The 13818-nt window shown below is 41.1% G+C and carries 10 protein-coding genes; 5 read left to right on the top strand and 5 right to left on the bottom strand.

Annotated elements, in window-relative coordinates; translation table 11 throughout:
- Positions 1-273 precede the first annotated feature (273 nt).
- The 5 genes from QSE00_RS24535 to QSE00_RS24515 form a co-directional block, all read right to left on the bottom strand.
- Entirely contained in the window at positions 274-1539 is a 1266-nt protein-coding gene (locus tag QSE00_RS24535; RefSeq protein WP_286107915.1) for an MgtC/SapB family protein, read from the bottom strand.
- 85 nt (positions 1540-1624) lie between these two features.
- Complete coding sequence (locus QSE00_RS24530; protein WP_286107914.1) at positions 1625-4039, bottom strand: sodium-translocating pyrophosphatase; 2415 nt, start codon at positions 4037-4039, stop codon at positions 1625-1627.
- A 114-nt stretch (positions 4040-4153) separates the two neighbouring features.
- Positions 4154-4684 (bottom strand): inorganic diphosphatase, encoded by a 531-nt coding sequence (locus tag QSE00_RS24525; protein WP_110357483.1) that lies wholly within the window; start codon positions 4682-4684, stop codon positions 4154-4156.
- A 71-nt stretch (positions 4685-4755) separates the two neighbouring features.
- Positions 4756-7251: a DUF5686 and carboxypeptidase-like regulatory domain-containing protein gene (locus tag QSE00_RS24520; protein WP_286107913.1), complete on the bottom strand. Its 2496-nt coding sequence runs from the start codon at positions 7249-7251 to the stop codon at positions 4756-4758.
- 168 nt (positions 7252-7419) lie between these two features.
- Entirely contained in the window at positions 7420-8400 is a 981-nt protein-coding gene (locus QSE00_RS24515; RefSeq protein WP_286107912.1) for a pyruvate dehydrogenase complex E1 component subunit beta, read from the bottom strand.
- A gap of 186 nt (positions 8401-8586) precedes the next feature.
- On the opposite strand from QSE00_RS24515, the gene QSE00_RS24510 reads away from it, so the two are divergent.
- From QSE00_RS24510 to QSE00_RS24490, 5 genes are all read left to right on the top strand, one after another.
- Positions 8587-9333: an electron transfer flavoprotein subunit beta/FixA family protein gene (locus QSE00_RS24510; protein WP_110357486.1), complete on the top strand. Its 747-nt coding sequence runs from the start codon at positions 8587-8589 to the stop codon at positions 9331-9333.
- Between the two features lie 120 nt (positions 9334-9453).
- Positions 9454-10422, top strand: a complete 969-nt coding sequence (locus tag QSE00_RS24505; RefSeq protein ID WP_110357487.1) for an electron transfer flavoprotein subunit alpha/FixB family protein — start codon at positions 9454-9456, stop codon at positions 10420-10422.
- Between the two features lie 90 nt (positions 10423-10512).
- Positions 10513-11142, top strand: coding sequence for a bifunctional nuclease family protein (locus QSE00_RS24500; RefSeq protein WP_110357488.1), 630 nt, complete (start codon positions 10513-10515; stop codon positions 11140-11142).
- A 24-nt stretch (positions 11143-11166) separates the two neighbouring features.
- Positions 11167-12627 carry a NupC/NupG family nucleoside CNT transporter gene (locus QSE00_RS24495; protein WP_286107911.1) on the top strand — a complete coding sequence of 487 codons (1461 nt, stop codon included), beginning with the start codon at positions 11167-11169 and terminating at the stop codon, positions 12625-12627.
- Between the two features lie 191 nt (positions 12628-12818).
- Positions 12819-13643, top strand: coding sequence for a thymidylate synthase (locus QSE00_RS24490; RefSeq protein ID WP_286107910.1), 825 nt, complete (start codon positions 12819-12821; stop codon positions 13641-13643).
- Positions 13644-13818: the final 175 nt, after the last annotated feature.

Raw genomic sequence — 13818 nt, 5'->3', positions numbered from 1 at the left:
GCGATGTAAATAAAAAAGTGTGCTGAAAATTGTCGAATCTGCGTATATTGTACATACGTAATTAAGATAATACCCCGTTTTTAGAGCTGGAGACTCATATTCGGGGTTTTGTTTTATCTAAAACACGAATTAATATGCTGAATATCAAGTGTTTAATCTACTTCTGAAGGTGCCGACCTAATAAACGCTCCTAACCATGGAGAAAGCACCCCTACAACTGCTGCTTTGCCTCCGCCAATGTACTTAAGTTACAATTGCACAATATCCATAAGATCATATATGCCAGGAAGCAGGCCATAACCATATTAAAGATATACCTACAACTATAGCAATTCCAAAGGTAAGCGCAATCCATTTTACCAATTGTTTAGTGCCCAAAATTCCCGCCACAACACCTTTGAATACCAAATTTGACAAACTGGCCAATAGAATAAGTTTCCAGCCCGTATCAACGTTCAGGGCATCGCTTTTAATTAGTTGTGAAAGAGATAGGGTAATGGCATCCACATCTGTTAGGCCACTTATTATAGCCACTACATAAAGGGCGTCATCCCCAAACTCCTCATTGGCAAATGCTACAGCCAATAATATGGCCCCATAGAGCAGACCAAACACCAACGCACTTTTAAAATCGGCAGGATTGTCGGGTTCCGGCATTTTATCATCCTTGGAATCCTTGTTTATACTGTAAAACATACCTACACAAATAAGAGCCATAACCACAAATTCCACCATTAATGGCAGCAGAATGTGCGGTAATTTTTCAGGAATCACCACCCCAACCTCAACCATTATCCTTGCTAGGGAAATTGCAGAAGCCACAGTGATCACAAAGGCCGCCATTTTGCTTATGGAAGCCGTGTCTACCGTTTTTCGGGCATAACTCACAGTGGTTGCCGTACTGCTGATCAACCCGCCCAAAACCCCATTGGAAATAATTCCCAACTTTTTTCCCACAAACTTGTAGATAAAATATCCCAAGACGCTCAAACCTACTATAAGCGTTATCATCAACCAGATGTTTTGGGGATTAAGCACGTTGTAGGGACCGTACGTTTTATTGGGCAGAATGGGCAACACTACCAATGAAATGCCCGCGAAGGTCATTATAGCCGCAAGATCTTTTTCCTGTAGTTTATCTATAAAATTATGAAGCCTTTCCTTTACATAAAGAAGTACCGACATGGACGCACCCAAAATAATGCCCAACACCCTATCCCCCATTACCAAATAGGCCCCAATAGCGAACATCATTAGGGCGGCGACCTCCGTTGTCTGTCCAACATCAGGATTGGCAAACACCTTTATCTTTATAAAATTGGCCGCTACCAGCAATGATGTAAGGGCAATACCAAGAACCGGCAAAATAAAAGGATTTTGATAGTCCCTACTTAAGAACCCTGACAAAACCCCTAAAATTGCAATCAGGGTAAAAGTCCTCACCCCGGCCAGTTCACTATTTGCCTTTTCACGCTGAAGACCAACCAAAAGACCTAATCCGAAGGCAATGCCCAATGTAGTTAAATCGTGATAATCCATTTGTCGTTATCTATAAACAACCTAAAAGTAAAAACCCCGTTTAAACGGGGTTTTTAATATAATGCCCAAATATAAGTTTTGCAACTTACTTTTTAATATCTATTTTTTCAATGACTACTTTTTTACCATTTTCACCCGATACATGAGCTGTCTTTTCAAATGCCAACAATTGGGCTTTTACTTCAGCCTTGGTACCATTGAAGGTCTTTTCCTCCATAGTAATCTCACCATTCTCGGTAGTGCTATAGGTAATTACGGCCTGTGCCAAATCTGCGGATTCCATATTCATTTCAATCTGCACTTCCTGTTCCGCAACCCCAATTTCCAAATGTCCGCCTAATATTGGGGCAATTACCAATCCAATTAAACAAGTAAGTTTTATAAGAATATTCATTGAAGGTCCGGAAGTATCCTTAAACGGATCTCCTACAGTATCCCCGGTTACTGCTGCTTTATGGGCATCAGACCCCTTGTAGGTCATTTCACCATTAATTTCAACACCTGCTTCAAAAGATTTTTTAGCGTTATCCCAAGCACCACCGGCATTGTTTTGGAAGATGGCCCAAAGCACTCCTGAAACCGTAACACCGGCCATATAACCACCCAGCATTTCGGCGATCAATTGATTATCACTACCATATACCAGTTTCCCCAAAAGCACAATAGCAATAGGAAATCCAATGGTCAATATTCCAGGCAACATCATTTCACGAAGGGCAGCCTTGGTTGAAATATCAACACACTTTGCGTAATCCGGTTTTCCGGTTCCTTCCATAATACCTGGAATTTCCTTGAACTGTCTACGCACCTCATAAACCATGTCCATAGCAGCCTTACCTACCGAATTCATAGCCAAGGCAGAAAAAACTACTGGAACCATTCCTCCTACAAAAAGCATGGCCAAAACTGGCGCCTTAAAAATATTGATTCCGTCGATCCCAGTAAAAGTTACATAAGCCGCAAATAACGCCAATGATGTCAATGCCGCGGAAGCAATAGCAAATCCTTTACCCGTAGCAGCGGTTGTATTCCCTACAGAATCCAAAATATCCGTACGCTCCCTAACTATAGGGTCTTGCTCACTCATTTCTGCAATACCCCCGGCATTATCCGAAATAGGTCCAAAAGCATCAATAGCCAATTGCATGGCAGTAGTAGCCATCATTGCGGAGGCGGCCAAGGCCACTCCATAGAAACCTGCAAAGGCATAGGAAGCCCAAATAGCAGCTGCAAACAATAAAACGGTCGGAAAGGTAGAAATCATCCCTGTGGCCAATCCGGCAATTACATTGGTTCCGGCACCAGTACTTGATTTTTGAACTATGGCCAATACCGGCTTTGTTCCCAAACCAGTATAGTATTCGGTAACCGAGGAAATAACCCCGCCTACTACCAAACCAATAACAGTGGCATAAAACACCCTAATGGAAGAGATATCCTTTAAACCTTCACCAAAAAATTCCATTTGCATGGTCTCCGGCAACATATATTTCACCAATACAAAACAGCTAATAAGGGTCAATGCAATAGAGACCCAGTTTCCTATATTCAAAGCACCTTGTACTTCTTTTTCCTTGGCTTCGTTGTTTTTTATTTTTACCAACATAGTACCTATTATGGAAAAAATAATTCCAAAACCCGCTATGGCCATTGGCAATAAAATTGGTCCGATACCACCAAAGACATCTTGTATGGCACCGCCCATATCCTTAATAACATAATTTCCAAGTACCATAGCCGCCAAAACAGTAGCTACATACGAACCAAATAAATCCGCACCCATACCTGCAACATCACCCACATTATCCCCAACGTTGTCGGCAATTGTGGCCGGGTTACGGGGATCGTCCTCAGGAATACCTGCTTCCACCTTTCCCACCAAATCCGCTCCTACATCTGCAGCCTTGGTATAAATACCTCCACCAACCCTTGCGAACAAGGCAATGGATTCGGCACCTAGGGAAAAACCGGCCAATGTCTCAAGGACAATGGTCATATCTTCGGTAGATGTCCAGGTACCGTTCATAAAGAAATGAAACAAAAGAATAAAGGCCGTAGTTAAACCCAAAACGGCCAAACCAGCAACCCCGAGTCCCATTACGGTACCACCGCCGAAAGACACTTTTAACGCCTGTGGCAAACTGGTACGGGCCGCCTGTGTTGTTCTTACGTTTGTCTTGGTGGCAATTTTCATTCCCATATTACCCGCCAAGGCAGAAAAGAATGCACCAAAAATAAAAGCCACTACAATAAGAATATGGGTAGTGGGCACTATAAATGAAATTGCGGCCAATGCAATACTGGCCCCTATTACAAAAAATGTCAATAATTTATATTCTGCTTTTAGAAAAGCCAAGGCCCCTTCATAGATATAATCTGAAATTTCCTTCATTTTTCCGTCCCCGGCATTCTGTTTTAACACCCAAGACCTTTTTACCGCCATAAAAGCAAGACCTACCAATGCCATAATTATTGGCAAGTAAATAATTATTGATTCCATTTGTTTGATTATTTGTTATATATTTTGAGGGGCAAAAGTAGTAAAATATGCCAGAATAAAAAAAGCAATATTACTTCCACAATATTGCTTTTTAACTTTTTAAAAAATTAAGGTTTAATACTTTATACTTACATCCTGTTTTGGGACATCACTATCCTTAAACCTTTGTATACATTTTGCAACGATTTCCTTGGCTTCCTTTTGGTCTCCCCATCCACCAACATCAACCTTTTTCTTTTCAAGATCCTTGTAAACTTTAAAGAAATGTTCAATTTCCTTTATCAAATGGGGATTTAATTCGCTTAGATCATTGATCTTGTTCCAAACCGGATCTGATACGGGCACGCAGATCACCTTTTCATCGGGACCCTTTTCATCGGTCATATGGAATACCCCTATAGGCTTCACCTCCATGACACAGCCGGGAAATGTTGCTTCGGTCACCAAAACTAGGACATCCAATGGATCGCCATCCAATGCCAAGGTTTCCGGGACAAATCCATAATCGGCCGGGTACATCATGGAAGAAAAAATCATCCTATCGTACCTTATCTTCTTTAGGGCAAAATCGTATTCATATTTATTCCTACTTCCTTTTGGTATTTCAATCAATACATCGAACGACGTAATATCTGCACTGCTCATACGCTTATGTTTAATCTTATAATTTTTCTAAAATAACAAATTAATACAAGGTAACGGTCAAAAAAAGTATATTAGAAATGAAATCCGAAGGACCCTGTTACCCCAAAAGACCTTGCTCCAGGGTTATCCAAATAATTCCCCCTAAAATTAAAGTCTATCCTTAAAATCTTAAATATATTTCCCACTCCTACCGAATACTCCCAATATATCTTATCATTTGGAGCCATCAACGGAATATTCGCCGGAGCGCTCAAGGCCCTGTTCCCATCCGAAAGTTCTCCCCATACCCCTCGTAAACCAATTATCTCCCTTAGGTTCCATTTTCGCATAAAGGGAATCCTGGAGAAAAATCTTCCATTAAAATTGTGTTCCAAATGAGCCGAAACATAAGTATCGGTAACAAACTCATAAAAATCGAGATTTGAAAACGTATTGTAAACAGAAAAAAATGTTTGATTTCCCGGAATGGCATTGAGCAACCCCAAGGGAACGTCCCCGTAGGTCTTTCCTATCTCCACTGTACTTAGCAACCTGCCAAGCCCCCCTACCTGCCAAGGTTGTGTATAGCTAAACTGAACCTTTTTATAATCGAAATCACTATCCAAGAAGTTTTTAACCCCATTGGTATAGGACAAAAACAAGGTGCTATAATTATCGTTCACATCCCTCCTTTCCACGCCGTTTCCTATGGTTTTCTTACCCGGAGTATAAATAAGTATGGTAGTAAGGTCAAATTGATTGATTTCAGATGATATCCCCGTTGGTGCCGAAGGATCTATATAGTCCAAGCTAAAGGCATTGGGCAGGGCTGAGCTAAGTGTCCTATAGGACCCGCCCACACCTATCCTAAAATTGGTGACCGGTTCCAGCTCCAGATTAAAAGTACTAAGGTCTATATTGGTAAGTCGGTCATTGGACCCTACAGTAAATACCGAAGAGGAGGCTATACTTCTACCCAGGACATCCGTGGTAGCGGTTAAACTAATCCCCAATTGTTCTATATCCCTTCTTTTTCCTCCCGAAATTATAAATCTGGACTTCTTATCCACTAACCATTTTCCGGAAATACCATATTTAAATTTATCGTCTCCAAAGCCATAAGCCAAATAAGCCTGCAATCGCCACGGATCGTTCTGCCCAAAATAGGTCCGTGCCCCGGCCCTAAGTCGAACCCCCTCAGCTTCGTTATACCCAAAAACACTGTACACATCCCCCAGATCCAGATTCCATTTATCAATTTCCACATATCCGGACCCCAGTATACTTACTATGTTATAATAACTTTTAAATTTTGGCACTGTCTTTAGGGTATCCAACAATTTATAAATGCCCTTTTCATCAGCATTTAACGATTCCAACCTATTGGCTTCCCAAAAGTCATCTTCCTTATTCAAGACCAAGGGATCAAATGGATCGGTCTTGGCCCTATAAAATTCATTGGGCTTTGGCCGATTAAATTTATAATCCCCATAGACCGTAGTTCTCTTACCGTATACCCCTCTTGAATTTTCCTTTTTATTAAAGCTAAAATCCGATAACATATAATCCCGGGTCAAAAGAAAAACGGAATCGTTGACCACATCGAACTCCTGTTCAATATAAATTTCCTTAACCCAGTTGATATTGGCACTTTTGGTAACTGCCAAATTTATATTCTTTACCGCATAGGTAGTATCGTTCACCCAAAAATCCCCTTTAAACGTAAGTTCATTCTTACGTCTGGGATAATAAATAATATTGTAACACCATTTATTATCAATAAAGGCACTATCCGCCAAGACGTAGTTATAGGTATCCACACCTGTCTTGGACAACGGACTGGTAAAACTCTTGTCGAAGAACTTTAAATAATTGTTGTAAATATCGTAATCGGAATAAAGATCGGCAATAAAGGCAATTATAGCCTGATTATTGCTGAAACCAGAATTCTTGCTTCCCAAAACGTCCTCCTTTACCACAGCCGTCTCGTTATTGCCATAAACCTTGGAAAATGTCTCATTCAAAAAAATGGGCAGATAGGTCTTCCCTGTTATCCGCGATGTATCCAAGTCGTTAAAAACAAATTCCAGCCCCCTAAAGACCCTGCTTTTCATTAGGGCACTGTCTATTGTGTTTAGATCAAACTCTACCTTTTCATACTTATCAAATTGATATTGCTTAAACATATGAACCCCGTTCCTACGTTTTTTGGCCCATATTTTCTTAAGGATATCTATCGCCGGATTATTTTTCTTATCGGTTTTACCAAAATAAACCACCACCTCGTCCAACTGTTCACTGGATTCTGCCAGCACAATATTCATATCATACGTAACCTTGGCAGTAAGGCTTATTTCCTTGGTTTCATAACCAATAAAGGATACCAATAAAGTAGTATGGGTATTCTCGGACTCCATGTAAAATCTACCATTATCATTGGTAATGGTGCCTTCGGAGGAATCCTTGAACAGTACGTTGGCAAACGAAACGGGTTCACCGGACTCATCCAACACTATACCCCCAACCTTGGTCTGGGAAACAGCACATTGAACAACAAATAAAAATAAGATTAAAAGGATTCTTGTCATTTTCTTATTTAAAAAGACTTCTAATAAAAAAGCATTCCTCCGTAATAGCAAGGAACCGAACGTATAGACGGAACCAATAGCCTATACTTACCCCTTTAGTTGGAATATAATATAAAAGCTTCGTCAACCCATAGTCAACGAAGCCCTAACATTATTTTAAGATAGGTATTATAATTTATACAATACTTTCTTGACCGCCTTTACAACATCCTCATGGTTAGGCAACCATTCTGCCAATAACACAGGGGAATATGGCGCAGGGGTGTCGGCCGTATTGATCTTTACGATGGGCGCATCCAGAAAATCAAAAGCGTTGGACTGAACATGATAAGTGATCTCTGTAGCCACATTGCCAAAAGGCCAGGCCTCTTCCAAAACCACCAATCTATTGGTTTTCTTGACCGATTTTAAAACCGCCTCATAATCCAATGGCTTAACCGTACGCAAATCAATAATTTCCACACTAATATTCTCCTTGGCCAATTCTTCCGCAGCCTTATCGGCCTCCTTAATTATTTTACCAAAGGAAACAATGGTTACATCTGTACCTTCCCTTCTTATATCGGCTACACCTAAAGGAATGGTATAATCCCCTTCCGGCACTTCCCCTTTATCACCGTACATTTGTTCCGACTCCATAAATATAACGGGGTCGTTATCCCGAATAGCCGCTTTTAAAAGTCCCTTGGCATCTTTTGGATTGGAAGGAACCACCACTTTTAACCCCGGACAGTTGGCGTACCAACTTTCAAAAGCTTGAGAGTGGGTAGCTGCCAATTGGCCAGCAGAGGCTGTTGGACCACGGAAAACAATGGGACAATTAAACTGACCTCCGGACATTTGTCTAATCTTGGCCGCATTATTGATGATTTGATCTATCCCTACCAAAGCAAAATTAAAAGTCATAAACTCTATAATAGGTCTGTTGCCGATCATTGCAGAACCTACACCGATACCTGCAAAACCAAGCTCGGATATAGGGGTATCTATTACCCTTTCCGGGCCAAATTCATCCAACATTCCTTTGGAAGCCTTATAGGCCCCATTGTATTCAGCAACTTCTTCACCCATTAAATAAACGGACTCGTCCCTCCTCATCTCCTCGGACATTGCCTCCTGTATAGCTTCCCTAAACTGTAGTGTTTTCATCTTTAAAATGGAATCTTTATATTAAAATGCTTAAAGCGCAAGCAAAAGTAGGAAATAATATATCAAAACTAAGAAGTAAATAATTAAAAATACCTCAAAAAAATACTATGCATGCATAGTATTTTTAAAAATTATTGAGTATCTTAGCCACCATTTCTAAATTAACGGTCAACAAAATATTAATATATGAAAATTTTAGTATGTCTAAGTAATGTCCCGGACACTACTTCAAAAATAAACTTCACGGACGGCGACACCAAATTTGACACCAATGGGGTTCAATTTGTAATTAATCCCAATGATGAATTTGGCCTAACGCGCGCCATGTGGTTCAAAGAAAAACAAGGAGCTACCGTACATGTGGCTACTGTTGGCGAAGCCAGTACCGAACCAACCATTAGAAAAGCATTGGCCATTGGTGCGGATGAAGCGATCCGCGTAAATGCAGTTCCCGTAGATGGCTTTTTTGTAGCCGAACAGTTGGCAGAAATCGTTAAAAACGGGGAATACGACCTAGTGATCGCCGGACGGGAATCCATAGATTACAATGGTGGCATGGTACCGGGTATTTTGGCCACTCTATTGGGCATGAATTTCGTTAACACCTGTATCAGTTTGGAAGTAGAGGGCAACAACGCCTCCGCTACTAGAGAGATCGATGGTGGAAAGGAAAAAATAGCAACCACTTTACCCTTGGTAATAGGGGGGCAAAAAGGCCTTGTCGCCGAAAGCGACCTAAGGATTCCCAACATGAGGGGAATTATGATGGCCCGCCAAAAGAAATTAAATGTAGTTGAACCCACTTCATCCAAAAATGTAACAGCCGATGTTAAATTTGAAAAACCTGCTCCAAAAGGCAAAGTGACATTGGTGGATGCGGATAATATTGACGAATTGATCAACCTTTTACACAACGAAGCCAAAGTAATTTAATTATCAGCTTTTTGCAGTTGTAAATCAATTCACAAATAGTGATGATATAATCAAAACAAATTATAGCGCCCACGACCATATTCACTTGGAACAGGGCACTTATACAAAACATTAAAATCTATGTCAGTTTTAGTATATACAGAATCCGAAAACGGGAAATTTAAAAAGAATGCCCACGAGGTAGCCTCCTACGCACACGAGGTAGCCAAGCAAATGGGAACTACGGCTACGGCTATTTCCATTAATGCCATCGATGCCGAGAGCCTAGGGGATTTTGGAATTTCCAAAGTATTGAATGTTTCCAGTGACCAACTAAAAACCTTCAACGCCAAAGCCTATGCCAATGTAATTGGCCAGGCAGTAGAAAAAGAAACCGCAAAGGTCATTGTTATTAGTTCCAGTGCGGATACTAAATTCTTAGCCCCAATTTTAACCGCACAATTAAAAGCGGGCTATGTTCCCAATGTAGTATCGGCCCCTGAAAGTACCAGCCCGTTCAAGGTAAAAAGAACCGTTTTTAGCAATAAGGGCTTTGCCTTTACCGAAATCAATTCGGATATTAAAATTATCGGTGTTTCCAATAATGCTTTCGGAAGTATCGAAAACAAAACAACTGCTGCCGTTGAAAATTTTGAACCTAACCTTGGGGACGATTCCTTTACCTCCAAATCTATAGAAATAGATAAGGTAGTAGGAAAAGCCACCATTGCCGATGCCGATATTGTGGTATCTGGGGGCCGCGGATTAAAAGGCCCCGAAAACTGGGGAATGATAGAAGAATTGGCAGAAGTACTGGGAGCGGCCACAGCCTGTTCCAAACCTGTCTCCGACCTTGGATGGAGACCACATGGGGAACATGTTGGACAGACCGGAAAACCGGTTGCCAGTAATCTGTACATTGCCATAGGCATCTCCGGCGCCATTCAACATTTGGCAGGAGTTAGCTCCTCCAAAGTAAAAGTAGTCATCAATACCGACCCGGAAGCTCCCTTTTTTAAAGCTGCCGACTATGGCATAGTAGGCGATGCTTTTGAAGTTGTTCCCAAGCTAATAGAAAAATTAAAGGAATTTAAGGCACAAAACGCTTAATTTTTGTTAAATTGTGCCCCTTAAAGGGCTGCTCAAACATACTTGGCCCGTCCAGTATTTTGAACAGCCTTTTTTAGTTGATAGATTTCTATGAGTTTAGTAAGATTAAAAATAAAGGGGATTTCCTATAGCCAAACGCAAAATGGCGCATATGCCCTTATATTGAATGAAGTTGAAGGCGATCGTAAGCTACCTATCGTTATTGGTGCATTTGAAGCCCAATCCATAGCCATTGCCCTGGAGAAGGAAATCAAGCCACCTCGGCCACTGACCCATGATCTATTTAAAAATTTTGCCGATCGATTCGATATTGTAATCAAACAGGTCATCATCCACAAACTGGTTGATGGTGTTTTCTATTCCAGTATTATTTGCGAACGCGATAAAATAGAGGAGATCATTGATGCCAGAACCAGTGATGCCATTGCCTTGGCCCTAAGGTTCAACGCTCCCATTTTTACCTACAAGACCATTTTGGACAAGGCCGGTATATTCCTTAAATTTTCTTCAAAAGAAAAGGACAAGGAAGATTCTGACGACAGTATTATGGTCGATGAAATTCTGCAGGAAGGAGAAACAGTTGAAATAAATCCAGGTGCTTCCGATGGATACAAGGAATTAAGCACAGATGAATTATATGCCGAGTTGGACAAGGCCGTTGCAAGTGAAGACTATGAAAAAGCGGCAAAACTCAGGGACGAAATTTCCAAACGTAAATAATTTAGGAATAATTAATAAGAATGGATGACAAATAAGCTTTGGGTTTTAATCATTTTCTGCTTAATTGCCTTTCCCTCCCTTGCCCAGAATATAAGCAACCCAAACTTACTACAGAATTCCCTAGAGATTACCCCTAATCAAGGTGCATCATTTCAAAGTCTTTGGAGAGGAATTCTCGGAATGATATCGTTGATATTTATTGCCTACCTCTTTAGCAATAACAAAAAAGCCATTAACTGGAAAACCGCGGGAATAGGACTCCTTATCCAACTGCTCCTGGCCATTTGCATCCTAATCGGCGAAAAAATAGGCTTTAATGCCTTCGGCTACAGGTTTGACCTAAGCTTTGTATCAAAAATCTTTGAGTTTGGAGGGAGAATATTTGTCAGTATCCTTGATTTTACAAGGGCAGGCAGCAAATTCCTGTTTGAAGGCCTGGTAGTGGACATGGATACCTTCGGATTTATTTTTGCTTTTCAAGTCCTACCAACCATTATCTTCTTTTCGGCCTTGACGTCGGTTCTGTTCTATTTGGGAATCATCCAAAAAGTAGTACAGGCATTGGCCTGGTTACTATCCAGATCCCTTGGAATTTCTGGTGCTGAAAGTTTAAGCGTAACAGGGAATATATTTTTAGGACAAACTGAAGCTCCATTGTTAATTAAGGCCTATCTGGAAAAAATGACCCGATCGGAGATGCTATTGGTGATGATCGGAGGCATGGCAACCGTTGCCGGGGCCGTTTTAGCGGCTTATATTGGTTTTTTAGGTGGTGATGACCCCGTACTCAGGTTACATTTCGCAAAACACCTTCTGGCAGCATCGGTAATGGCAGCTCCCGGAGCCATTGTTATCTCTAAAATTCTATATCCCCAAACCGAAGCCATTAATACAGATGTACATGTTTCCAATGAAAAAATTGGCTCCAATATTCTGGATTCCATTTCCAACGGAACTACCGAAGGTCTAAAATTGGCCGTAAACGTTGGTGCCATGTTATTGGTATTTGTGGCCTTTATTGCCATGATAAATGGTATTTTAAACTGGGCCGGCGATATCACTGATCTAAACGCATGGATTGCACTGAATTCACCTTACGGGCATCTTTCGTTGGAGGCCATACTTGGAACACTTTTTGCACCCCTCATGTGGCTTATCGGGGTGGATTCTGAAGATATAATGCTGATGGGCCAACTGTTGGGTATTAAATTGGCCGCGAGTGAATTTATTGGCTACATCCAACTGGCCGAACTAAAAAATATTGCCAACAGCACCCATTTCACCTTTAACAAATCGGTTATTATGGCCACATATATGCTTTGTGGTTTTGCCAATTTTGCCTCTATTGGAATTCAGATCGGAGGAATAGGCTCCTTGGCTCCAGGACAAAGAAAAACCCTCTCTGAATTTGGAATGAAAGCTGTTTTAGGCGGTTCGTTGGCCTCGTTACTTTCAGCTACCATTGCTGGAATGATTTTGGGATAGTGGGCCTCTTTAAAAAATTACTCCCTGAAGATTCCTAGACCTATAATCCCCGTTAATAAAATTTAATAACTTAGACTGCTTCCCAATCCTACCCAAGGTAGATTTGCCTAATTTCGCTTCACGGTTTTTTGGATGTCAATCTAAATTTACCCCCCCCTTTTTATTTGAAGGTAGAGTCAAGACAGAAGCTTATGAAACAGTACCACGATTTATTAAAACACGTATTGGAAAATGGAACCCAAAAGGGCGATAGGACCGGTACAGGCACCAAAAGTGTTTTTGGATATCAAATGCGTTTTGACCTAGCGGAAGGCTTCCCCATGGTTACTACTAAAAAACTCCACTTAAAATCCATTGTCCATGAATTGCTTTGGTTCTTAAAGGGCGATACCAATATTGGCTATTTACAGGAAAACGGAGTACGTATATGGAATGAATGGGCAGATGGGAATGGTAATTTAGGCCCAGTTTACGGTTATCAGTGGCGCAATTGGAACGGGGATGAGATCGACCAGATAAAGGATATAGTAAACACCTTAAAAACCAACCCCAATAGCCGTCGTATGCTGGTTTCGGCCTGGAACCCCAGTGTACTGCCGGACACCTCATTATCGTTTTCGGAAAATGTGGCCAATGGAAAAGCCGCATTGCCTCCATGCCATGCCTTTTTTCAATTCTATGTTGCCGATGGTAGATTATCCTGCCAATTATACCAACGAAGTGCGGATATCTTCCTAGGGGTTCCATTCAACATTGCGTCCTATGCCCTATTTACCCTTATGATGGCACAGGTTTGCGGATTACAACCCGGCGAATTTATTCACACCTTTGGCGATGCGCACATCTATAACAACCATTTTGAACAAGTTGAATTGCAGTTAAGCAGACAGCCAAGACCCTTACCAAAAATGGTCCTGAACCCTGAGGTAAAGGATATCTTCGATTTTACCTTTGAAGATTTTAGTTTGTTGGATTATGATCCCCACCCACATATAAAAGGGATCGTAGCAATTTAAAGCTATGTGGCCGACCTGTACGGGGAAGCACTAACATTTCTTGATCCATAGGAAGGCACCTTCAGAGGTAGATTAAATACTTGATATTCAGCATATTAATTCGTATTTTAGATAAAACAAAACCCCGAATATGAGTCTCCAGCTCTAAAAACGGGGTATTATCCTAATTACGTAT

The sequence above is a fragment of the Arenibacter flavimaris genome, from assembly GCF_030291335.1.
Classification (GTDB): domain Bacteria; phylum Bacteroidota; class Bacteroidia; order Flavobacteriales; family Flavobacteriaceae; genus Arenibacter.
The sequence above is the reverse complement of the archived record's forward strand: the minus strand, read 5'-3'. Positions and strand labels throughout refer to the sequence as shown.

Coding starts and splice junctions, on each gene's coding strand:
- QSE00_RS24535 (WP_286107915.1), bottom strand. CDS start 1,539: ATGGATTATCACGATTTAACTACATTGGGCATTGCCTTCGGATTAGGT.
- QSE00_RS24530 (WP_286107914.1), bottom strand. CDS start 4,039: ATGGAATCAATAATTATTTACTTGCCAATAATTATGGCATTGGTAGGT.
- QSE00_RS24525 (WP_110357483.1), bottom strand. CDS start 4,684: ATGAGCAGTGCAGATATTACGTCGTTCGATGTATTGATTGAAATACCA.
- QSE00_RS24520 (WP_286107913.1), bottom strand. CDS start 7,251: ATGACAAGAATCCTTTTAATCTTATTTTTATTTGTTGTTCAATGTGCT.
- QSE00_RS24515 (WP_286107912.1), bottom strand. CDS start 8,400: ATGAAAACACTACAGTTTAGGGAAGCTATACAGGAGGCAATGTCCGAG.
- QSE00_RS24510 (WP_110357486.1), top strand. CDS start 8,587: ATGAAAATTTTAGTATGTCTAAGTAATGTCCCGGACACTACTTCAAAA.
- QSE00_RS24505 (WP_110357487.1), top strand. CDS start 9,454: ATGTCAGTTTTAGTATATACAGAATCCGAAAACGGGAAATTTAAAAAG.
- QSE00_RS24500 (WP_110357488.1), top strand. CDS start 10,513: ATGAGTTTAGTAAGATTAAAAATAAAGGGGATTTCCTATAGCCAAACG.
- QSE00_RS24495 (WP_286107911.1), top strand. CDS start 11,167: ATGACAAATAAGCTTTGGGTTTTAATCATTTTCTGCTTAATTGCCTTT.
- QSE00_RS24490 (WP_286107910.1), top strand. CDS start 12,819: ATGAAACAGTACCACGATTTATTAAAACACGTATTGGAAAATGGAACC.